A 20,172-nucleotide genomic window follows, 5' to 3' on the forward strand; every position below is an offset into this window, starting at 1 on the left:
GGTTTGATGCCCCAAAGTTTTTTACAAGAGGGCGTGAGTCATCGCACCCTGTTGTAGATCACTTTATCAAGAGCCGCTCTTGCGGCTTTTTTTGTTGAAAGGGGGCATGCCGGGTGCGGTATTTTAAAGGCAATTAAGAAGATTGATCATATAAAGCTGCAGCCGGTTAAATGCATCACATCACGACTCCAAGACAGTCCGAGAGGACGTGAAAGTCGCGAAAAGGTCACATTCCTTGGCAGTAAAGCCTTTTTTAGCGGATCCGAGCCGCTCCATTATTAGGGGATGAGGCATGCCAGCCTCAGCAAGCAAGGATATAAGTGTTGGAAAGGTAAAAAAAGACCCGCAAGGCGGGTCTTTTTAGGGGAAGTTTTGCAAGTCCGGAACGTGATCGGAGGTTTACGTTCCAAAGCTTAAATTAATAACCGAATTTTCCAACTCCACAGCTGCATGCGATTATGACAAGCAAGATAAAGAGTACGAGAATAATGCCAATCCCTGTGCCAAATCCACCATAGCCAACGCCGCCAACTACACCGGACATCCAAAGCACCTCCTTGTTTTTCGGTACTCTTTAACTTATGCACATGTACCCGGGTATGAGTGGGCAGTTGTTACGGAGTGGCATTAGCCCAAGATGGAAACCGCAGGGAATTAATACTGGAGGAGCAAGGGAGATACTTGTTAATCCATACATGTATTTTCGTGAATTATAAGTAACTTGTTATGTTGGAAACAGATTTTGATACCGTGGGCATCAGGAAATCATCAGCGCAAATACAAAAGGGAGCAGCGGATTCGCTGCCCCATTAAAAAACAACTAGTTGCGCTGCAGCAGCAAATATCCGCTGATATTTGAAGTTTTTTTACGGAATACAATCTTGAATCCAATATCATTGTCTAATAAACAGTTCAGAGCATTGATAAGCAATCCATTTGGTACCAGACTTGCTCTGCACGGTACTGCGCTGCCAATAACGCGAGCAGAAATAATGCGGCGGGCTGAACCGGGAACCAGAGGGTTTCTTGTCCAACTGATCAATACTAAATCGGGCTGAGGAATAGCTCTTGCACAAGCCATACAATCACCTCTTTTCTATTAGTTGCTCTATATTAAATGCAAAGTAGATCGATAATGTGATAGGCCAAGGATTGAATATTGCGAGACTTTAAAGAAACACAAAAAGAGGCTTCTTGCACAAGTTCGATTGAACTTATGCAAAAAGCCTCAAATGTTTTTATCTGTCATGATCCAAAAGACGAGCGTCAGCCTGTTCCTCTTGATTAATCTTATTTCTTCGAAAAGGCGGAGGAATCGTATGATTTTTGCATGATGTCCAGATAGTTCGTCAGATCCAGACCGTCAAATCCTTTGATGTACGCATCCCAGTCTTTATCGAGGCTCTTGCCGCCTGTGATGAACTGCAGGGCGTTTTGATCGATGTAGGTGGTGATATTCGTTTGCAGCATGCCAGCCTGATCGGCGGAAGCCGGATCGATCCAGACGCCCCAGTAAGGGAATATTTCAGCCGGCTGCTTGCCGTCATAGTTGTTTTTGGTGGCGTCGAACAATCTGCGCTCGTAGCCGTCATCATTATAGATATCCGTTGACTGCACCTGTGAGTTGCGGAATGCGGCATCCAGATCGTATTGACCCAGCGAGCCCCACGAGTTGTTGCGCGGCTTCTCGCCGCTCTTCTGCGGGAGCGTTACCCATAGCGGCTGAACAGTGCTGTCGAGCGCTTTCTCTCCGTCCTGCGGCTTCCGCCAGTCGGTGCCTTCGATACCGGCATTCGCCTGTATTTGACCGTCGAAGGTGTAGATGGAATCAAGCATCTTAACAGCGGCGATTTGCGCTTCCTCGCTCGCTTTGTTCGTGAGCACAAATGATGCCCCCTGGTTGCCGGTATACTGGATGGTCGCATAGTTTATACCGTTTGGTCCGGTCAGAGGGGGAATCGAATCATAATCCTTGGAATTGCGGTTGCCGTCGGCGATATCCAGGAAAATTGCGGGGTGCATGGCTGCACCAGCACCGAGAATTTGACCGTCGGCATTTTCGCCGATTTTCTTGAAAGCGTCGGCGTTTTGTGTGAATGCGCCTGGATCGATCAGCCCATCATCATACAGTGACTTGATGTAGGCAAGGCCTTCTTTCCATTCGGGTTTATTGGCTGCGAGATCCACTTTTCCGTCTTTCATCGTCAGGTAGGTGTGGTCGTCATCGTAGATGAAGGCATTCATCAAATAGGGAATGACATGTACGCCAAAGGTTTCTGTTGAACCGCTAAGAGGCACTTCGTCTTTTTTTCCGTTGCCGTTCGGATCGTCGTTCTTGAAGGCTTCCAGCATTTTCTTGAAATCTTCAGGCGTCTTCGGTGTCTCGATGCCCAGCTTCTTCATCCATGAGCTGTTAACCCACATTTTGTTCGGGAAGGAACAGTGGTAGCAGGCACTAAGCCCGTTGATGCCGTAAATTTTGCCGTCCGGTGCCGTATTCATTGCTTTGTAGTCCGGATTTTCATCAAGCGTCTTCTTCAGATTCGGAGCATATTGATCGATCAGATCGTTCAGCGGCAGGATAACGCCCTGTTGACCATAGCGCAGCAGATCGTTTTGGCTGAAATGGTCGATATAGGCCACAAGCAGATACAGATCAGGATAATCGCCGCTTGCCAGCGAAATTTGTCTTTTTTCAGGAGCGCCGTCAAAAGGCACTGTCGTCCATTCGAATTTAATGTTTTGCTGTTTTTCAACAAGCTTTGTAAATTCATTGGTCTCCAGATTCTGGTTGTTAACCGTATCTTCATTTGCAAATACTTTGATCGTTACCGGATTCTCGGCTGTCGGCGCTTCGGCAGTGCCTGTAGACGGCGTATTGGCAGCAGCGCCTCCGTTTGTTCCCGTATTGGTATCCTTGGAGCAACCGGCCAGGATAATGCTAAAAGCCAACACGCATGCTGCGGCTATTGTCCACTTCTTTTTCAAAATGCAACCTCTCCCTTTTTTAAGATGAATGGATACGGAATGATCCGCAAATCTCCAGCTACATAAGCATTCCCCCTTTCAAGGGAGGTCCGGATGAGTGCCATGGCATCAGCCCTTCACGGAGCCGATCAGCATTCCCTGGACAAAATAGCGCTGAACAAACGGGTACAAAATCAGCACCGGCAAGCTGGACACGACGATGATTGAATACTTCATCAAACTGGCCAACTGCTGCTTCTCGGCAATTTCTCCCGCTCCTAAGGTGCCGGTATTCGCATTCAGAATTAGGATCGACCGGAGGAACAGCTGCAGTGGAAACAGACTGTTGGATTTCAAATAAATCAGGGCGTCGAAATAGGCGTTCCATTGTCCGACAGCGTACATTAACGTCAATACGGCGAGAATCGGTTTGGAAAGCGGCAGAACAATGCTGAATATGAAGCGCAGGTCGCTGCAGCCGTCAATCTCTGCGGCCTCCGCCAGCTCGTCGGGAATGGAGGTGGCGAAGAACGTCCGGGCGATGATAACCTGCCATACCCAGATTGCATTGGGCAGCAGCAGAGCCCAGCGTGTATCGATTAAGCCGACGGCTTTGACCACCAGATAGGTCGGAATGAGACCGCCGTTGAACAGCATGGTGAATACGATAAACATCATCAGTCCGCTGCGCCCGAAGAATGTTTTTCGCGACAGCGGGTAGGCGATCATGGTCGTCAGCACGACGCTGATCAGCGTGCCGGCAACGGTATAGAACAATGAGTTTGCATAACCCGTCACGATCTGGCTGTTCTGGAACGCCGCCTTGTAGCCGGCAAAGGTCGCTTCCACCGGCCACAGCCATACACGGCCGCCCGATACGGCAGAGGGGCTGCTGAATGATGAACTGATAATAAAAATAAGCGGATAAAGCGTTGCGACCAGAACTAGAATTAGAAACAGATAAATCAGTCCGAGAAACATCCGGTCTCCCAACGACTCGCGGACGGTATGTCTTATGCTCGCCATAGCAATGGCTCCTTTCTGTACGAAGCCTCTACCAAAGGCTGTTGTTGGAGAGTCGTTTGGCAATCGTATTGACCATTATAAGCAGAACCAGATTGATAACGGAGTTGAACAGTCCGACCGCCGTCGCGAAGCTGTAGTTCGCGTTGAGCAGTCCGATCTTGTACACATAGGTGGAAATAATTTCGGATGTCGTCGTGTTCAACGGATTTTGCAGCAAATAAATTTTCTCAAATCCGATCGCCATCATATTGCCGACATTCAGAATGAGGATAATGACGGCTGCAGGCAAAATCCCCGGTACATCCACATTCCAAATTTTCTGGATGCGCGAAGCGCCGTCAACCTTGGCCGCCTCGTAGAGAGAGGGATCGACACCCGCAAGCGCTGCCAAATAAATAACGGCGGAATAGCCCGCGGTCTGCCAAATGTCCGACCAGACATAGATCGAACGGAACATGCCCGAATTGCCTAGAAAATTGATGGATTCGGAACCGGTCGCTTCGAGAATTTTATTGACAAGCCCCGTGCTTGGAGCAAGAAACAGCATAATGATGGATACCATGACGACAGTGGAAATAAAGTAAGGCGCGTAGGTGACCAATTGTACGACGCGCTTGAATCCCGCGCTTTTCACTTCATTGAGCGCCAGCGCCAGTATGATCGGTATCGGAAAGCTGATAACCAGCAAATACAAGGACATTAGCAAGGTGTTTTTCAGCAGCGTCATGAACACTGGATTATGAAAGAACTGCTCAAAATATTTGGTCCCGACCCATGGACTGCCCCAAATGCCCTTGAGAACATTGTAATCCTTAAAGGCCAGCACCGCGTTGAACATCGGGATATACTTGAAAATAACAAAATAAAGCAATGGAGGAATGACCAGCAGGTAGAGCTGCCAGTGCTTTCTTAAGCTCCGACCCGCCATGGTTCCCAGGTTGGAGAGCATCCCCCGCGACTTCGTTTTCTCTTGATTTGCTGCTGTTATCGTGCCCAGATGAATCCCCCCTTGATTCGCAGCGGCAATAGAATATGTTCGTGCCGCAGCTCTGTTGTGAACGCTTTCTTCTCTTGCCCACCTCAAATGATACCGATTTCATCAATGGCCCGTAAAGGTACAAATCCGTCTAAATCAGCGTACAATTGCGCAGAATATTCGAGCGTACAGTTCCCCGGAAGCGTACATTTTGCACCGGAAACAAGGGCAAAAGAAGGAACGGCAGTCGCCGTCCTTAGGCGGCAAGCGCCGGTACTTCCATTAGACCTTCAGAATGGATAATTGTGATTCTGCAAGGACAAAGAAAAGCCTGTCCATAGGTTGGACAGGCTTTGGCGATCATGCTATTCCGATGTTTGCCGGTAGGCGCTTGGAGCTACCCCCTTGACGCGCTTGAACGCTCTCCGGAAGGAATGCGCGCTGTTATAGCCTACCTGCGCAGAAATTTCATCGATCGTCAGCTCGTTTTGGATCAGCAGATCGGAAGCTTTGTTCATCCTGATCCGTTCGAGATAATCGGAGAGGTTCTCTCCGGTTTGCTCCTTGAACAGATGGGAGATGAACCGCTCCGGACGCTGCACCGATTCGGCAATCCGGTACAATGTTAGATCCGGATCCGTATATTGATTTTGGATATGGACCATGATGGCGCGGATCGTTTCATCGACATCGTCGGATTTTTGCTTGGCGATCGCGCTGCATATATTCCTCATCAGCGTATCGAGCCGGCTTCTGAGCTGTTCAACCGCATCAAGTGGTTGAATTTGTGCAATTTCATTTCTGACCGACTCGTTAAACGCCTCATCCTGAAACGACTTCTGATCCATCAGCTTGAGGATCGTTCCCTTGAGCTCGACGATCAGCTGCTGCCTCATATCATAGGAAAGCTCGCGCTCCTCGAAGTTTTTGAGCAGGATCTGATCCAGAATCCGTTTGGCTTCGTCGTATTCACCAACCTTCAGCGTGTTCAGCAGTCGCTGCTGGGTATCGATGGGGTAATAGTACATCGATGTTTCTCTGGCTGTATCAAGGTACCATACCACTCTTCTTTCACCGCCATACACGGCATATTCCGATGCCTGCTGCGCCTCGTCGAACGAACGGCTTATATCTCTTAGCGTCTGGTAGGGATTGCCGATGCCGATACTCACAGTAAGCCTGTATTGGTTGAATATCTCTTCGGCCAGCTGTGTCATCCGGCTCTCAACCAAATTGTCGGCTTCATCCTGAGGCTCCGCTTTCCGAGGGTACAGAAGGGCGATTTTATCCGAGCCTAGGTCGGTCACGAGCAGCTCTTCATCCTCTTCCTGGAGCAGCTTCTTGAGCAGCAGCCGGGCGAGGCTTAATTCATGAATGATTTCCTCGTTGTCGATTTCTCCATAACCGTTCAGCTTTATAACGCAAACATGACCTTGTGCGGAACCCACACTGATGCCTGCCTGGGATGAAACCGCCTCGATCTCGTCCAGCGAATAAAATTCGCCTACCAGAAGCCGCTTGATGAAGGCGTCGCGCAGCAGGGGCAGCTGCTTGTTCAGCTCCGACTCGAGCAGCTTGTTGTTGTCGATCAGATTCGAAATATTGCCTGACAGAAAATCGTACTCATTCTTGTAGCGGCCGGACCCGGACTCGGCCTGGTCCTTAAAGACGCTAAGCAGCCGGGCGATCGGAGCCGTATTGCGGTAAGCGAGCATCAATATAATCAGCAGACCGATTATCAGAGCGCCTGCCGTGAACATCCAGGTCACATACTTGATCTGGTTGGCCTGCTGCATGACCATCTCTTCAGGAATGCCAGCGGTATACAGCCAGCCAGTTGTGGCCGATTGCACGGTAATGAGAAGCATTCCGTTCTCAAGGGTATCCAGGTCGCCCGCTTGCCCCGAAGGGATATGAGACAGCTTCTTAATCGACGCGTCATCGATGCCTTGGGAAATAAGGGTGTTGCCCTTGTTGTCGGTTATGAAGCCCCAGCCTCCATTTTGCCCGAACATGCCGCTTAGCAGCCGGCCGATCTTCTGTTCGTCTATCGTCACGACAACGGTTGCCCGCGGTTTATTCAAGCTGTTGATTGGCAGCGACTGGATGAATGTAATGACCGAGCTCTGGAACGTGATGTCCGAGTTCTGCGCGCTGCTCTTGATATAGGGGCGGAGAGGGATAATTTCATTTTCGTGGAATTTATCCAAAATCGTCGTCTTCCACTGCTCGAAAGTCATATCTTTATAGTGATTCAGCTCGTAGAAATGCTCCGGCCGATAATACAAGGAATCCGCCGTCAGGACAACATTATAGTTGTCCAGATAGATATAGAAGTTCTGCAGAAAATCATTGGCCCTTGTATAGTTGGCAATGTCCTTCGACATGCCGAGCAGCCCGAATACATTATTGGCATCGTGCTGATTCTTCTCTGTCATGATCAGATTCAGGTCCTTATTGATGGCCAGCTGCTTGGTAAAGGCCTCCACCTCGTTGAGACGGGTTTCGAGAATTTCCTTGCTCTGGTTGAGCAGCGCACGGCTGTTCTCGACAGAACTGGTCCCCGCTACCTTAACGGAAGCTCTGTAGGACATATAGCCGGCTACGTTGGGAAGCAGGAGCACGATTAAATATGAAATCAGAAATCTGCGAAACATCGGAGAAAATGTTGCCCCTCTCATTGTATGTAGCTCCCCCCGAAAACAAAAATTAAGCGCTTGCATGACTGCGGTCCGTAGTTCTCTACCCCTATTATAGACGATCATGCGCAACTTATCACGATTCGTTCGCAAGACACAAGCCATGAGAAGGCTCAACGCCCTGTTTTCGAAGAAAAAACGGCAGGGAACGCGAAGCTTCTATTACATATGCACTCATTACGGTGCTTCCATGAAGATGATGATTGGCCGATTAAGAATGTCGCAAATTGGCGAAAAACCGGTACTATGGTCAGGCTGCAAGCAATATGAGAAAGAAAAAAGAGCGCCGCTGCAGGCGCTCTAACAGGAATATAGAGGAGAGCTTAACCCCAATTGAAGCCGGTGTTCATACCAACTCCATGACCGGCAATATTCCCGCCAGCCTGGACGCCAACCCCATGGGTGCCGAGATGACCGCCTGCCTGCACGCCTAATCCTTTATCGCCGCCAATGTGGCCGCCGGCATTAATGCCCAAGCCATATCCGCCGCCAAAATTGCCGGCTGCCTGCGGATCAAGGCTGCCATCCGGTGAGAGAGGGGCCCCATATCCGCTGCCAAGATGACCGCCAGCATGAATGCCGGCGCCGAATGGTCCAAGATGGCCATCCGCGTTAAACCCGATCCCATGTCCTCCTACTTGGTTCCAATAGGGCTCGCGTCCAGTAGGATATACCCAGGGATGATACGGGTATGGATGGACGGGGGGGTGTGCGTAATAGGGCTGAAAATAAGGCTGTGGATATCGGAAATATGGATATGCATAAGGATGGATCGCCATTGTTCAACCTCCAATACTTTGATGACTTAGCCTATTCACAATGAACAGATCGTGATACCTGCCTGGTTCAAAATGGGCTGTGGCCTAAGCAGGTATCAGGAGTCGAAAAGAAATTGAAGATATCATTTGCTTATTCAGATGATATGGGTTATACTATGATCTCCCGGTAAAACCGGATGAAGCAATGACGCGGGGTGGAGCAGCCCGGTAGCTCGTCGGGCTCATAACCCGAAGGCCGCAGGTTCAAATCCTGCCCCCGCAACCAATTTTTAAATGAATGGTCATAACATAATCCCCGTTCAGCCCCTAAGCTGATCGGGGATTTCTTCGTCATTTGATTAAACAATGGGCAATCTGAAGCTCTGGCGGTTAGTCATACTCGACGCGGTCAATATGCGCCCAGTTCAGTGAGTCAATGGCAACGCCATCAACTACCGGCAGAATCCAATAAATATGGCAATCCTTTCCCTCACGGTCGACAGCATGCACAGAAAATTCATGATCGTTAGCCTGAAATCTGCCTTCTGTCAGCAGCCGTCCCGTTATATCAGGATCGGCCAGCAATTTGTACGTGTTGCCATTGAACTCTACCGTTACAGATTTTATGTCGTCCATGATCATCTTCCTTCCGACCTCAAACCAGCCTGATGGACAGCCGGTTTCTTCGTCATGCTTTATGATGTCACAAATGGATGCGGAAAACAAAGGATTTTCTGCAGTACGGCCTCTTTGGATAGCGTATCATTATTTATTCTTTATCAAAATAGTAGAAAGTATAAAATTTGGTCCATACTTTGCTTAAACTAAATATACGCTGCCGGTGGACGGCGAAGCCGTTTCTTCTTGCTAATTATTATGGTAATGTTAAGGGTAGGAAATTTATAATGGCAGATCGTCAGGCAAAAGCTGCTGTGTACCGCCCGAGGCCAGCGACAGCAAGAAATCCGGGAATGACAAAACGACGTTGATGGGCTGCAAACCTTAGTCGGGGAAGCGGCCTGTTTCTTTTTTTATTGGAACCTGCAGAGTAAATTTAGTGACAGAGAGGAATGGACAGGCATGGCTAAAGCGCCAAAAAGGCCAACAAGAGATGAGTTTCAGCTCGAAGAGCTCGGTGAGAGGCTTACAGAAGCCAAGCAGGAGGATTCGGAGCTGTTGTTGACGGTATGGGGTTGGGAGAACAAAGTTCAAGGCAGAATTGTTTTAATGGATGCCCGGACGAGGCTTGTACATATGGAGAATCTTGGTGAAATTACGAAGGTTCCTTTTTTGGACATTATGAATGTGGAGAATGCCAGCTGAATCATAATAAGGTCATACTCGTGAATGAAGCCATTCTCCCTTTTGTGGAAATGGCTTTTTTGACTTATGGAAATTAAAAGTTTCACCATTTTCGATTGCTATATAAGGTCTAAGGGAAGAAACTGACTGCGCCGCCAAAGGACAGAGACAGCCGTTCCTTTCTGCTATAAAAAAAGTGACCCGCATCATATGCGGGTCCAAGTCGTTCTATATTAATAAAGGGGGGTTGTTAGTTCTTATTATAGGCGGCTAATCTTAAAATCAGATGAAGGGGATATGACATTTAGATTAAGAAATATTTCAAGAGAGGGACAAGATGTATTAATTGGTCTCCCCAATGTATTGATTCCTTGACGCACCCATGCCAAAAACAGCGATCAGAACACTGGCAGTGACCAGCATCAACAGGGGAGATGTCCAGCTGCCGAGCATATCATGAAGCATGCCGAACAGGACCGGGCCAATTGCAGCGAGCAAATACCCGACAGACTGCGCCATCCCGGACAGGCGGGCTGCTTCTTGGGCATGTCTGGTGCGCAGGCTGAAGAACATCATGGCCAGGCTGAAAGAGATGCCTCCGGCAATGCCAAGAATGATTGCCCAAAGCGGAACCAGGCTAATATTTCGAAAGAAAAGTCCGCCAAAACCGATCAGATATAATAAGGCGCATACGATCACAAGGGGCTGCTGGTTCTTCATCCGCCCGGCCAGAATCGGAACAATGAATGTGCAGGGAAGAAGAGCGAACTGCATAAGCGATAGCATCCAGCCTGCTGTACTTGAGCTCATTCCCCGCTCCACAAGGATTTCCGGCAGCCAGGTTAAGGTGATATAGAAAATAAGCGACTGCAGCCCCATGAATAAGGTTACCTTCCAGGCGAGCGGAGACCGCCATATATTCCCTTGCGGCATGGCGGCACCGGATGCTGCAGGAGATGAAGCCCGGCGGCTGTGCAGCTGAGGCAGCCAGATTAATATGGCAATCAAGGCAAGAATCCCCCAGAAGCCAAGTACCCCTCTCCAGCCCAGCCAAATATGACTGGCCAAGGGGACGCTGATCCCGGTTGCGATCGCCCCGCATAAATTCATCGAAACCGAATATATTCCCGTCATCATCCCGATTTTATGCGGATACTCCCGTTTGATCAGACTTGGCAGCAGGACATTGCAAACCGCGATGGCAAGCCCGATCAGAATAGTACCTCCGAACAAGGCGCCAAGTCCATTGGTGGCCGATCTCAAAGCTGTGCCCAGAACAAGCGCAAACAGAGCATACAGGAGCACCCGTTCCATCCCGTAACGACGGGCCAGCGCAGGAGCAAATGGCGATAATAAGGCAAAGGCAAGCAGAGGTAACGTCGTAATGCTGCCGGCAAGGGTGCTGGAGATTCCCAAGGAATCGCGGATTGATCCGATCAGCGGACCAACGGAGGTTAGAGGCGCCCGCATATTTACGGCTATAAAAATAAAACCGAGGATCAACAGACTTCCTTGCGTGCGGCTGGCAGATTCCAATTGCGATGGATGCAGCCTTAGTTCATTGCCTGTGCTCATGGTGATTCCTCCACTGGGCTCTCCAGATCAATTCGGGACTGCTTGATATATAACTGTACCGCTTCGACTGCCTTATCGGCATCCCCGGCAATAATGGCTTCAACCAGCTGTTGATGAAATTCTTCATGCAAATTCCGGCTCCGCAGCTCAACCAGATAGGTAATGGATTGCTGCAAAGCCCCGCTGATATGGCTGTACAAGTCCATCAGTACGTCATTATGGGCTGCTGCTATGATCGCTTGGTGCAGCAGAATATCCGCAGAGATATAGGCATTCTGGTCCTGGTTCCGAACAGCTCTCTGACAGGCATCCAGATGGGAGCTGATGGTTTTAATATCCATGTCATTACGGCGGGTGGCTGCAAGGTACGCCGCTTCTCTTTCCAGCGCATGCCGAACCTCCAGCGTTTGCAGCAGATCGGATCGAAGGACCCGCCGCTGAATGAGTGAGCCCAAGGCGCTGGAGGAGCTGACATAGGTTCCGTCACCCTGCCGCGTCTTGAGCAGCCCGGCATGAATCAGCGCACGGATTGCCTCTCTTAATGTATTTCGGCTAACCTGAAGCTGCGTCATTAATTCCGGTTCAGCCGGTATGCGGGTGCCTACAGCCCAATCGCCGGATTCAATCATGGCTTCTATTTGACGGGCTACCTGCTCGACAAGGGTTAATCGGGTTGGTTGTTGGAGCATCTTTACACCTTCATTCTTAAACATAGGATGTTTGGTTGTTTATAAATTACCATATCTATCGGCGGATGTAAATCGAGAGTTTCAGGAATGCAGCGTATCGATACCGGTTGTTATGCATCAGACCGGGAAATCAGGCAAATAAAAACACGCGCAATGGCTGAGCATTCGCGCGTGTGTTAATATCGGAAAATTTTAAGTTTCATGCGTTATTGCAGAGGCAAGAAAAATTTGAGCGCCGCCGCCGAAGTCGCCAGCCAATCCCTTATGCAAAATAAAAAGAGATCGAGCTTGCCGCTGTTAGTAGAAAAAGCTTTGCATCTCTTCAGGGATGCCGTTGCGCTTCAGCAGCTTCTCAATCGTTTCTCCTTTGACAGGAGGACTGCTGGCTGTCAGCAGCCGGACGGCAAATTTATTGGCCTGCCGTTCGTATTTTCCGACATTATAGAAGGATTGCTCGTCCAGCAAGAATCGGCTAAGTCCGGGATGGAGACGGTCATGAGCCAGCTCGTGGGCACAGACGAAGCGCTGCCAGTTGTCGTCGAGCTGATCGTTAATGACAATAAAGCGCCTGCGCAGCTTCTTGTAATACAGGCCGCGGGTGCCTTCCGCAAGCTCCAGAAACCGGATATGAATTCCAAGCCCACGCGCAATCTCAAAAGGATCGTTGGTCTGAAACCGGCGGATGAGTTTGGTTATGATTTCATTCATGGCATCACCTTTTATCGTTAGCGGTTATTTCTTCTTCCTCTTGTTCATCTGCTTCGCTTCCCAGAACAACCCGGTCAGTACGTCCATGACGCGCTGCTTCCCGACATCGCTGATCGGCACGCCGTCGAACATGACGACCTCGTCTTCCTCCAGCATCTTCTTGAAATCGCGCTTGTCCCTGGAGGTTGCCCACTCGGGAAGAGGGGTGTGTGATTCAAAGCCTAGCAGAAAATCGGGATTTACGCCATAGAAATTAGCCAATTGATTGAGCATCGCAACACGGGGCTTGGCGATATTATTCTCCCAGGCATTGTAACGGGCCCTCTTGATTCCGAGCTTCGCGGCGACATCGGCCTGCGTTAAGCCCTTTTCCTCCCGAAGGCGAATCAGCATTGCTCCCATACTCATATTTATGACCTCCAACAATATTTCCAAATCGCTTGACGGATAAAATAATTATCTTTTATAATAATCTTACCGATCGAGGATCCGGTCCTGATTTGCTTCTTAATGATAAAATAATTATCTTGTTCAATAGTATAGATAATTTTATTTTCGATGTCAACCGGATTTTCTTCTTATCGAAAATGAGCGTTTCCACAGGGTTTTAGCGATTGTTCCAAATTCTTTGCGAGTCCTCAGTTGACGATACCTGAAGATTGATTTTCTTGATGAAGGAAAGTTCCTTTATCCCGAAATAGCTCATTAATGCTGTCTATAATGATAATTTAATTATCAATCAAAGGGGAAGGAGAGATCAGAATATGACAGAATTTTACTACGGGCAGACAGCTCTCGAGCAGCTGCGCTCCTACAAGCGATTGACTGCCCGGATCAAGGTGCTGGAGAAGCAGCCGGTAGGCAACGGGATCTATATCAGTTCATTTCGTCAGGATGATCAGCTTCAGGAGCTTCACCGTCAGCTGCGCGGGCTTCCTTCCTATATGTATTTGAACAAACGGGAGCAGAAGCTGGAAACGACAGCCCATGCTTACCTTACCCAATACAAGACGGGAACGCACAGTCAGCTGAGGGAGGTTAGCGGTCTCAGTCCTGCAGACGAGGAAGACGAGAAGCTGCTGCGGGAGCTGAAGGGCAAGATTGAGAAGGTCATTGAAGCAAGGTCGGGCGCCCGCGGCGGTTACGATGAAGTGATTGAGCGAATCAGCGAGCTGCAGAGGATCGAGCAGGAGAAGAAGCAGATCGAGTGGGCGATCGAGGTACTGGGTGAGTATAAACCTGAATATGGGCAGCTGCTGCGGCTGGAATTCATGGAGGATATGCACGCATCGGCGATTATGGACGAGCTGGGAGTTTCCCGTTCGACGCTTTACAGTTGGAGGCGCAAATCCATTGAGGAGTACGGCGCGATCACAGGAGCAGGAGGTTCGCCGGACCATCCGCAAGCTGGGAGATGAGTATTCAGAACCCTTGATCACCGCTTGCGAAAAACGGAATCGGGCAAAGCAAAAAGACGGACGGTCGCGGACTGTTCGTCTTTTTTCATCCCTGTGGGAGGCATATGCTGGACAAAATCTGGACATATATGAGAACATTTGTTCGTAAAACCGTGTTATTATGATAACATGAACAAATGAAGCAAACGAGGCAAGGACAAGCGGGAAGCCAATCAACAAGCGGGATTATTCGCCGAAAGGGCCCTGTCGGATGGCGTTAAACTAGGCGGAAGAAGCAAGCATCAGCCATCATGGGAAACAGGAGGATGATCGGCCGGGATGAGACACACAAGCAGCAGTCGGGCGGCAAAGGAGTGAGCGTCAAAAATCAGGGAATCGGGCGGAAGGAAGGAGAATAAGGGATGATTCTGGTTACGATCAACCGGATTTATGAAGGTCTTCTCGCGAATCTCGAAAGTTGGTTTCCGGACATAGAGATTTACGGGGAAGAGAATGAAGACGAGCAGCAGCCGTGCTTTATCGTGAAGCTGGTCAAGGTCGTGCAGACTCAAGAGCTGAACAACCGGTACCGGCGGGTGCATACCTTCGATATTGGTTATAAGGCTGGGGGCCAAACACCTGAAATGGTGAGGGATATAGCCGAGAGCTTGTATGAGCATCTGGCGCTTATCGGCATGGATGGGGCCTATTATCACGGCACGAATATGAAACATGAAATGATAGAGAATATGCTGCATTTTTCAGTCGACTATGTCTTTCCGGTCATTCAGGAGAAGCCGATTGAACCGCTTATGCAGAGCATGCAGATTAAGGAGGGGACCAAGTCATGAACGGAAATATGACCAATGATCCGCCTGCGGTATTGACCTTTTCGAAAGGCCGCCCCTCTCTCTGTCTTGGGGTGAACCCGGTACCGTGATCACGATTGAAGTCGGCGAGGACTATGGGTAAGCTCGGATATGCAAATGGACAGCCTTTGAGACCTAACAAAAAGTCTCATTAACCATCTAAGCCCCACTGACGTGAGGCTATTTTTTGTATTTAAAGAGGAGGTCACCAGGATGGATCCGGAACAATTGACATCCATTGAAAAGCTTGCGCAGCTGGCGGAAAAGTATGGCCTTTCACTTATTCTGGCTATTGTCCTGCTCATTGTGGTGCTCTATATCGTCCGGATGCTTATCCGTGGTGACTTGGTGCCACGCAGTTTGCTGGACAGGGCGGAAGAGGACCGGGACCGGCTGCAGGAGATTTTGGACAAGGAACGCGAAGGTGTGATGGCGCCGATGATCGAATGGTTCAAAAATATCAAGAAGGACACCCCTGACAACAGGGGAGGATGACAAGCATGCCTCTAAAATGGTTGGAATGGTTTCTCCCCCGATTTCGGGACAAACGGGATGATCTCAACAACGCCTCCATCAGCGTATCGTTATCCATTCATCGTTACCGTCATTTATCGCAGGAGCTGCAGGACATCGTCAAAAACAACAATTTCGCCAAATATCTTGTTTACGAGAAGGAGGGGGATTGATCATGTCTCTATTCATTGATTGGACCCTTTTCCTTCTGTATGCCTTCTCGACCATTTCAGCCTCATTCATTCTGATCTCGCAAATCCCTTATTACAAGGAGCGGATCAGATCGGGCATTGTCAGTGCGTTTCTGCTGGCGATGCTGCCGTACTGGACTTCAACAAACAACCCACCCCGGAGAGTAGGTGAACATACATGGCAGAAGGATTAGACTGCGCCATCCCCATAACCGCTTCTCCCGTCCCCCAGGAGGGCAGCATTAAAATGAACACCAAGGACGCGGATACGCTCATCCGGTTATTGGCCAGCATCTACGAGCTGACCACAGATACACAAGCCCGCGCCGAAATTCACCGCCTGGCGGATGAAGTGCGTAAAGCGGCTGGCATCGCAATCCGGTGAATACAAAAAAGACGCTTCAAGCATTTTGAACATGCCTGAAGCGTCTCTTCTTCTAATATTTTCACCCCAGGCACTATTGCCATTTCTTTTATGATTTCATCCTGCTTTGCTGTCCCCGTCATTCCAGACGAAAATCATCCGTTTTCTCTCCGTCTTCCCATATTTCCACGAATAGAGCATCGCAGTTCTCAAAATCCCCGGGCTTCAGGGACAATGCCTTTTCCTCGTCCGTACCTGCATAAACATTTTCCATTCCATCTTCATTAAACGAAAGAATGATATAAATTTTCATTTCATTAACCCTCCTGCATGGATATTTTAGCAGTATAACATAGAAGCGGGCAGGAGAGGCAAACCTCTATTTCTCCAGTGAAACGCTGCAGTTTGGGGATCATGCGGTCCACGATGCAGCATCACTGCTGCACCTTTCCGACATCCTTGATCTTTACATCTGCGACGACCTTAATATTCGCCTGGGAAAAGAAAGCATGCCAGTCGGTACGCTCCCACTGGGCATAGTTCATCTCATTTCGCGCATATTGACCGATTCCCAGGGAATCCGTGCTTAACTGCTGCATCATCTTAATGATCCGGGTTCCTTCCTTTTCCAGATACGCACTCATCATCGCTTCCATTTTTTTCTGAATCTCCGCTTCCTGAAGCTTCATAGTGCCGGTATATTCCAGCAGCGAGCCGCGCAGCTTCATATGAACGACCACATTCAGGTCGGAGCCGCTTTTAATGGGCTGTTTGTGGCTGATCGTTATTTTTCGTTTGCTGGACATAAAGCTCATGATGACAATATCGCTCTCTTCCCCATTCTCCGAAGGAACCGGAATCGCCAGCTCTCCTGAATGAACGCGGCCCATCATAGAGGCAATCAGCAGCGAGTCCCGGGGTTCAACCTTTCCCACATACCGGTCTTCCCGAAACAGCGCCAAGCCATCAAGTTTAATACTTTCCTTCGATGCCTTAAGGATCGGAGCGACAGGGTCAATCCCCTTGTCCATGAAATCTCTTGTGAAGGTATACAGATTGGACGAAGGGATTTCATTCGCACGGCTGCCGGAGCGAATCAGAGTTTCAATATATTCTCCGGTCGAAGGGTACTGGGGGAATTCGCTTTCCAGTAAATCGTTGGCATCGCCTTCAACGACGACCACACTCACTGTATTGCCGATGGACGGATCGCGGACAAGGCTGTCCACATGATGCCATAACCCGATTGATGACAATTTCTCGCCAAATAGAGCAGTCCGAAGCTGTCCGCTGACTACCTGCCGGTTATTCTCCCGGGTGAAGATGAGCCGGGCTTCCTTGCTCGACCTTGCTGTTGTCGACAGCAGGATTCGGGTGTGATGAGGCTGAGCCTGAGGTATGCTGATCGTGATCCGCAGCAAATTGCCGCTGCCATCCGGATTAGCCGTATCGTAAGCGAGGGTGCGCGCAAAACCCATTTGCTCAATAATTTTCTCGTCCCTGCAGCCTGTCAGGAAGAAGCAGAGAGTCAGGCATAAGATGGCTTTTTTCATGGCATTGATCCCTTCCTGCGGAATAAGCCTTGCCAGGCTAACAGCAGCAGTAAAGCCAGAGGGGCTGTGAATGATAACGCAATCTCGGCATAATAAGCCAGGATCAGCAGCCGTTCAGATTCCCGGGCGATGCGGGGGATGCATCCGAATCCGAAGGACAATACAGCTAATGCCAGCTCCAGAATTCCGGCTTTGGCTGCGGGGAATATTTGTTTCAAACTCATCAAGGCGGCCCAGGTAAACATGACAAGTGAGATCAGATTGGCAAACAGGAATATGGTATAGATCAGGTTTTCGACTCTGTTAATAAAGGGAAGCTCAATAAAGGATAACAGATTAATGACGGGATACATCAGGATCTTCAGCTGCTCGAAGCTGAAGAAGCCGAAGCAGGTGAAAATCAGCAGCAGAACCGTGAACAAATGAATGAAATGGCCGGCATAAACCCCTTTGATCAAGCCGCTTTTCTTGTTGGTGAACGGAAAAAGCAGCAGGGCCAGCTCAAATCCGACAAAAATGGTATATACCTCAATCCAACCGACCCAACCATGCCCTCCGGATGTTTCTTGAAAAAAATACTCCGTAAAACGAACGACCCGCCAGCTGGGAATATAATAAAAGATAAAAAAAATCAAACCGATAGTGAAAAGGAAAAAAATCGTACTCACTTTCCCGATATTATAAATGCCCTTGGTCAGCAAGTAGAACATCAGAAGGACGATTACCCCATACAGCAGCATCGGGTTCGTTGTGGGGAAAGATAGCATTTGAAAGATCAGAACATATTTTTTGCAGATAAAGCTCCCGAGCGCCGTCCAGAACAAGGCAAGCAGAATATAGACCGGATACAGCACGAAGCGGGGAAGCGTATGCCCGGCAATCTCGAACACGGAGCGTCCCCTGCCTATTCGGTAGACAAGCTGGATCAACATGATATTAACGGCGGCTGCAAATGAAAGCAGAATAACACCGAGCCACCCGTTGGTTCCGATGTTTTCCGCAACAAGCCTGGGCATGCTGAACATGGTTACATCAAGCTCGATCATGTAGATTAATAGGGCAATGTTAAATGTACTCAGCTTTTCATTCAAGGCAAGGCACTACTTTCGCATTTTATTTTTGACCTTATTGGATGTCTGCGCCTGGGAAGGACGGCTGCGCAGAGCATAGAAGGGGCCACGTATAAAGGTATCCAGCCAGTCCTTCTTGGCAATCGGAGCTAGAGGAGTCAAATAAGAGGTTCCCAAATTCGTGATGCCGCTCAGATGGATGACGATAAAGCAAATTCCTGCAGCCAGCCCGAAATTGCCCAATAGCCCGGCAAGCAAAATCAGTCCGAAGCGGATAAGCCGGATGGATGCGCTCATAATGTAGCTCGGAATAACGAAAGATGCGATCGCGGAAGAAGCGACGGCAATGATCAGGATATTGCTGGTGAAGCCTGCCTGGACGGCGGCCTGGCCGATCACAATACCGCCGACGATGCCGATCGTTTGGCCGATTTTGGTTGGCAGTCTGGCGCCTGCTTCACGAAGCAGCTCAATTGTAATCTCCATCAGAAGCGCTTCATAGAGTGGCGGGAAAGGAACGCGGCTGCGCGATTCCGTCAAATTAAGCAGCATCGTATGAGGAACCATTTCATAATGGAACGTCGTTATCGAGACATAGAGGGCCGTAAAGCCGATGGTGACGACAAAACCGATAATCCGCAGCAGCCGCAGAGCGGTTCCCAGCTGCCATCTCTGGTAATAATCATCCGGCGAAGTGAAAAATTCAAAGAATGAAGTCGGACAGCTGAATGCAGAGGGCGAGCCGTCTACCAGACATATAACCCTTCCTGCTGTTAGCTTGGAGCAGATGGCATCCGGCCGTTCAGTCGTCAGAAATTGCGGGAAGACGGAATTCGGATTATCGTCGATCATCTGTACAAGCATATTGGTATCGAATACAGCATCGATTTCAATGCCACGGATCCGTTCTATGAGTTTGTTTGTCAGCTCGTCATTGGCGATGCCTTCAATATAAGCGACAATGACTTGTGTTTTTGTAACTTCCCCCACTTGGAGCGAAATGGTTTTCAGCTGCGCGCTGTGGATCCGTCTGCGGATAACGGTCAGATTATCCGTAATATTTTCCACAAATCCATCATGCGGACCGGCAATTACCGTTTCGGTCTCGGATTGCTCAATCGATCTTCCGAATGAATTCAGCAGATCGATCAAATAGACTTCTTCCCGGAAGAAGACCGCCGCTTGTCCGGCCAGAATGCCGTTGACGCAGGTGTGATGATCCTGAGCTGCCACGAAGAGAGAATGCTCCTGCGTCAGGATCGCAGCTATTTGTTCATTGCCGGCGGCACTGGCAAGCGGAGCTACGAGGTCATGATGAAGCCTGTCCATATTCACCAGATTAGAGAAGTACACGATATGCAGCTCCGGCTTGCCCGGAAACATGCGGTGAAAGATATCCATACAGTTATGCAATTCCTGAAGCGTCCTGTCCAGTGAAGGCTTGTCATTGTTGTTGGAAGCAGCGCTCATCGTTGGCCCCCTTGGAAGGAAGTGGGTATTGCAACCTCATTTTCC

At 49.3% G+C, this 20,172-nt stretch carries 23 protein-coding genes and 1 tRNA gene; 8 read left to right on the forward strand and 16 right to left on the reverse strand.

Annotated features, from left to right (window positions below; all coding sequences use genetic code 11):
* Positions 1-418 precede the first annotated feature (418 nt).
* The 7 genes from AC0YNV_RS28325 to AC0YNV_RS28355 form a co-directional block, all read right to left on the reverse strand.
* Positions 419-544 (reverse strand): sporulation protein YjcZ, encoded by a 126-nt coding sequence (locus AC0YNV_RS28325; RefSeq protein ID WP_210046044.1) that lies wholly within the window; start codon positions 542-544, stop codon positions 419-421.
* Positions 545-820: 276 nt separating this feature from the next.
* The gene (locus tag AC0YNV_RS28330; protein WP_475771036.1) at positions 821-1,081 is read right to left on the reverse strand and encodes a hypothetical protein; all 261 of its coding nucleotides are present in this window, start codon (positions 1,079-1,081) and stop codon (positions 821-823) included.
* A gap of 209 nt (positions 1,082-1,290) precedes the next feature.
* Positions 1,291-2,988 (reverse strand): extracellular solute-binding protein, encoded by a 1,698-nt coding sequence (locus AC0YNV_RS28335; protein ID WP_475771037.1) that lies wholly within the window; start codon positions 2,986-2,988, stop codon positions 1,291-1,293.
* A gap of 108 nt (positions 2,989-3,096) precedes the next feature.
* Positions 3,097-3,993, reverse strand: coding sequence for a carbohydrate ABC transporter permease (locus AC0YNV_RS28340; protein ID WP_475771038.1), 897 nt, complete (start codon positions 3,991-3,993; stop codon positions 3,097-3,099).
* A 28-nt stretch (positions 3,994-4,021) separates the two neighbouring features.
* Positions 4,022-4,942 carry an ABC transporter permease gene (locus tag AC0YNV_RS28345; protein ID WP_475771106.1) on the reverse strand — a complete coding sequence of 307 codons (921 nt, stop codon included), beginning with the start codon at positions 4,940-4,942 and terminating at the stop codon, positions 4,022-4,024.
* Positions 4,943-5,334: 392 nt separating this feature from the next.
* Entirely contained in the window at positions 5,335-7,650 is a 2,316-nt protein-coding gene (locus tag AC0YNV_RS28350; protein ID WP_475771039.1) for a helix-turn-helix domain-containing protein, read from the reverse strand.
* A 341-nt stretch (positions 7,651-7,991) separates the two neighbouring features.
* Positions 7,992-8,447, reverse strand: a complete 456-nt coding sequence (locus AC0YNV_RS28355) for a hypothetical protein (RefSeq protein WP_210046048.1) — start codon at positions 8,445-8,447, stop codon at positions 7,992-7,994.
* 188 nt (positions 8,448-8,635) lie between these two features.
* On the opposite strand from AC0YNV_RS28355, the gene AC0YNV_RS28360 reads away from it, so the two are divergent.
* Positions 8,636-8,712 (forward strand) — tRNA-Met (locus AC0YNV_RS28360).
* 104 nt (positions 8,713-8,816) lie between these two features.
* Here AC0YNV_RS28360 and AC0YNV_RS28365 read toward each other — a convergent pair.
* Positions 8,817-9,062, reverse strand: a complete 246-nt coding sequence (locus AC0YNV_RS28365; protein ID WP_210046049.1) for a hypothetical protein — start codon at positions 9,060-9,062, stop codon at positions 8,817-8,819.
* 444 nt (positions 9,063-9,506) lie between these two features.
* Here AC0YNV_RS28365 and AC0YNV_RS28370 point away from each other — a divergent pair, with 444 nt between their 5' ends.
* Positions 9,507-9,749, forward strand: a complete 243-nt coding sequence (locus AC0YNV_RS28370; RefSeq protein WP_210046050.1) for a YolD-like family protein — start codon at positions 9,507-9,509, stop codon at positions 9,747-9,749.
* A gap of 321 nt (positions 9,750-10,070) precedes the next feature.
* On the opposite strand, the gene AC0YNV_RS28375 is transcribed toward AC0YNV_RS28370, so the two are convergent.
* The 4 genes from AC0YNV_RS28375 to AC0YNV_RS28390 form a co-directional block, all read right to left on the reverse strand.
* Positions 10,071-11,303, reverse strand: coding sequence for a CynX/NimT family MFS transporter (locus AC0YNV_RS28375; protein ID WP_475771040.1), 1,233 nt, complete (start codon positions 11,301-11,303; stop codon positions 10,071-10,073).
* The gene (locus AC0YNV_RS28380; protein ID WP_475771041.1) at positions 11,300-11,992 is read right to left on the reverse strand and encodes a FadR/GntR family transcriptional regulator; all 693 of its coding nucleotides are present in this window, start codon (positions 11,990-11,992) and stop codon (positions 11,300-11,302) included. Before AC0YNV_RS28380 ends, AC0YNV_RS28375 begins: the two co-directional genes overlap by 4 nt.
* 297 nt (positions 11,993-12,289) lie before the next feature.
* The gene (locus tag AC0YNV_RS28385; protein WP_210046053.1) at positions 12,290-12,700 is read right to left on the reverse strand and encodes an ImmA/IrrE family metallo-endopeptidase; all 411 of its coding nucleotides are present in this window, start codon (positions 12,698-12,700) and stop codon (positions 12,290-12,292) included.
* 24 nt (positions 12,701-12,724) lie between these two features.
* Positions 12,725-13,108: a helix-turn-helix domain-containing protein gene (locus tag AC0YNV_RS28390; protein ID WP_210046054.1), complete on the reverse strand. Its 384-nt coding sequence runs from the start codon at positions 13,106-13,108 to the stop codon at positions 12,725-12,727.
* A gap of 356 nt (positions 13,109-13,464) precedes the next feature.
* On the opposite strand from AC0YNV_RS28390, the gene AC0YNV_RS28395 reads away from it, so the two are divergent.
* The 6 genes from AC0YNV_RS28395 to AC0YNV_RS28420 all read left to right on the forward strand — a co-directional run bounded on the left by AC0YNV_RS28395 (position 13,465) and on the right by AC0YNV_RS28420 (position 16,055).
* Positions 13,465-14,118 carry a DUF1492 domain-containing protein gene (locus AC0YNV_RS28395; protein ID WP_475771042.1) on the forward strand — a complete coding sequence of 218 codons (654 nt, stop codon included), beginning with the start codon at positions 13,465-13,467 and terminating at the stop codon, positions 14,116-14,118.
* Between the two features lie 401 nt (positions 14,119-14,519).
* The gene (locus AC0YNV_RS28400; protein WP_475771043.1) at positions 14,520-14,948 is read left to right on the forward strand and encodes a phage tail terminator family protein; all 429 of its coding nucleotides are present in this window, start codon (positions 14,520-14,522) and stop codon (positions 14,946-14,948) included.
* Between the two features lie 231 nt (positions 14,949-15,179).
* Positions 15,180-15,461: a hypothetical protein gene (locus AC0YNV_RS28405; RefSeq protein WP_210046070.1), complete on the forward strand. Its 282-nt coding sequence runs from the start codon at positions 15,180-15,182 to the stop codon at positions 15,459-15,461.
* A 5-nt stretch (positions 15,462-15,466) separates the two neighbouring features.
* Positions 15,467-15,652, forward strand: coding sequence for a hypothetical protein (locus AC0YNV_RS28410; RefSeq protein ID WP_475771044.1), 186 nt, complete (start codon positions 15,467-15,469; stop codon positions 15,650-15,652).
* Positions 15,653-15,654: 2 nt separating this feature from the next.
* The gene (locus AC0YNV_RS28415; RefSeq protein ID WP_475771045.1) at positions 15,655-15,864 is read left to right on the forward strand and encodes a hypothetical protein; all 210 of its coding nucleotides are present in this window, start codon (positions 15,655-15,657) and stop codon (positions 15,862-15,864) included.
* On the forward strand, positions 15,849-16,055 hold the full coding sequence (locus AC0YNV_RS28420) for a hypothetical protein (protein WP_475771046.1): 207 nt from the start codon (positions 15,849-15,851) through the stop codon (positions 16,053-16,055). The genes AC0YNV_RS28415 and AC0YNV_RS28420 overlap by 16 nt, the downstream gene beginning before the upstream one ends.
* Before the next feature lie 118 nt (positions 16,056-16,173).
* Here the strand turns inward: AC0YNV_RS28420 and AC0YNV_RS28425 are convergent, their stop codons facing one another.
* From AC0YNV_RS28425 to AC0YNV_RS28440, 4 genes are all read right to left on the reverse strand, one after another.
* The gene (locus tag AC0YNV_RS28425; protein WP_475771047.1) at positions 16,174-16,347 is read right to left on the reverse strand and encodes a hypothetical protein; all 174 of its coding nucleotides are present in this window, start codon (positions 16,345-16,347) and stop codon (positions 16,174-16,176) included.
* Positions 16,348-16,468: 121 nt separating this feature from the next.
* Entirely contained in the window at positions 16,469-17,587 is a 1,119-nt protein-coding gene (locus tag AC0YNV_RS28430) for a Ger(x)C family spore germination protein (protein WP_475771048.1), read from the reverse strand.
* On the reverse strand, positions 17,584-18,678 hold the full coding sequence (locus tag AC0YNV_RS28435; RefSeq protein ID WP_475771049.1) for a GerAB/ArcD/ProY family transporter: 1,095 nt from the start codon (positions 18,676-18,678) through the stop codon (positions 17,584-17,586). The genes AC0YNV_RS28430 and AC0YNV_RS28435 overlap by 4 nt, the downstream gene beginning before the upstream one ends.
* A gap of 9 nt (positions 18,679-18,687) precedes the next feature.
* Positions 18,688-20,127: a spore germination protein gene (locus AC0YNV_RS28440; RefSeq protein WP_379114279.1), complete on the reverse strand. Its 1,440-nt coding sequence runs from the start codon at positions 20,125-20,127 to the stop codon at positions 18,688-18,690.
* Positions 20,128-20,172: the final 45 nt, after the last annotated feature.

Source organism: Paenibacillus sp. JT31N11, assembly GCF_056269285.1.

Excerpts from the sequence above, each read along its gene's own strand:
- AC0YNV_RS28325 (WP_210046044.1), bottom strand. The coding sequence starts at position 544 with ATGTCCGGTGTAGTTGGCGGCGTTGGCTATGGTGGATTTGGCACAGGG.
- AC0YNV_RS28330 (WP_475771036.1), bottom strand. The coding sequence starts at position 1,081 with ATGGCTTGTGCAAGAGCTATTCCTCAGCCCGATTTAGTATTGATCAGT.
- AC0YNV_RS28340 (WP_475771038.1), bottom strand. The coding sequence starts at position 3,993 with ATGGCGAGCATAAGACATACCGTCCGCGAGTCGTTGGGAGACCGGATG.
- AC0YNV_RS28345 (WP_475771106.1), bottom strand. The coding sequence starts at position 4,942 with ATGCTCTCCAACCTGGGAACCATGGCGGGTCGGAGCTTAAGAAAGCAC.
- AC0YNV_RS28350 (WP_475771039.1), bottom strand. The coding sequence starts at position 7,650 with ATGAGAGGGGCAACATTTTCTCCGATGTTTCGCAGATTTCTGATTTCA.
- AC0YNV_RS28355 (WP_210046048.1), bottom strand. The coding sequence starts at position 8,447 with ATGGCGATCCATCCTTATGCATATCCATATTTCCGATATCCACAGCCT.
- AC0YNV_RS28365 (WP_210046049.1), bottom strand. The coding sequence starts at position 9,062 with ATGGACGACATAAAATCTGTAACGGTAGAGTTCAATGGCAACACGTAC.
- AC0YNV_RS28370 (WP_210046050.1), top strand. The coding sequence starts at position 9,507 with ATGGCTAAAGCGCCAAAAAGGCCAACAAGAGATGAGTTTCAGCTCGAA.
- AC0YNV_RS28375 (WP_475771040.1), bottom strand. The coding sequence starts at position 11,303 with ATGAGCACAGGCAATGAACTAAGGCTGCATCCATCGCAATTGGAATCT.
- AC0YNV_RS28380 (WP_475771041.1), bottom strand. The coding sequence starts at position 11,992 with ATGCTCCAACAACCAACCCGATTAACCCTTGTCGAGCAGGTAGCCCGT.
- AC0YNV_RS28385 (WP_210046053.1), bottom strand. The coding sequence starts at position 12,700 with ATGAATGAAATCATAACCAAACTCATCCGCCGGTTTCAGACCAACGAT.
- AC0YNV_RS28390 (WP_210046054.1), bottom strand. The coding sequence starts at position 13,108 with ATGAGTATGGGAGCAATGCTGATTCGCCTTCGGGAGGAAAAGGGCTTA.
- AC0YNV_RS28395 (WP_475771042.1), top strand. The coding sequence starts at position 13,465 with ATGACAGAATTTTACTACGGGCAGACAGCTCTCGAGCAGCTGCGCTCC.
- AC0YNV_RS28400 (WP_475771043.1), top strand. The coding sequence starts at position 14,520 with ATGATTCTGGTTACGATCAACCGGATTTATGAAGGTCTTCTCGCGAAT.
- AC0YNV_RS28405 (WP_210046070.1), top strand. The coding sequence starts at position 15,180 with ATGGATCCGGAACAATTGACATCCATTGAAAAGCTTGCGCAGCTGGCG.
- AC0YNV_RS28410 (WP_475771044.1), top strand. The coding sequence starts at position 15,467 with ATGCCTCTAAAATGGTTGGAATGGTTTCTCCCCCGATTTCGGGACAAA.
- AC0YNV_RS28415 (WP_475771045.1), top strand. The coding sequence starts at position 15,655 with ATGTCTCTATTCATTGATTGGACCCTTTTCCTTCTGTATGCCTTCTCG.
- AC0YNV_RS28420 (WP_475771046.1), top strand. The coding sequence starts at position 15,849 with ATGGCAGAAGGATTAGACTGCGCCATCCCCATAACCGCTTCTCCCGTC.
- AC0YNV_RS28425 (WP_475771047.1), bottom strand. The coding sequence starts at position 16,347 with ATGAAAATTTATATCATTCTTTCGTTTAATGAAGATGGAATGGAAAAT.
- AC0YNV_RS28430 (WP_475771048.1), bottom strand. The coding sequence starts at position 17,587 with ATGAAAAAAGCCATCTTATGCCTGACTCTCTGCTTCTTCCTGACAGGC.
- AC0YNV_RS28440 (WP_379114279.1), bottom strand. The coding sequence starts at position 20,127 with ATGAGCGCTGCTTCCAACAACAATGACAAGCCTTCACTGGACAGGACG.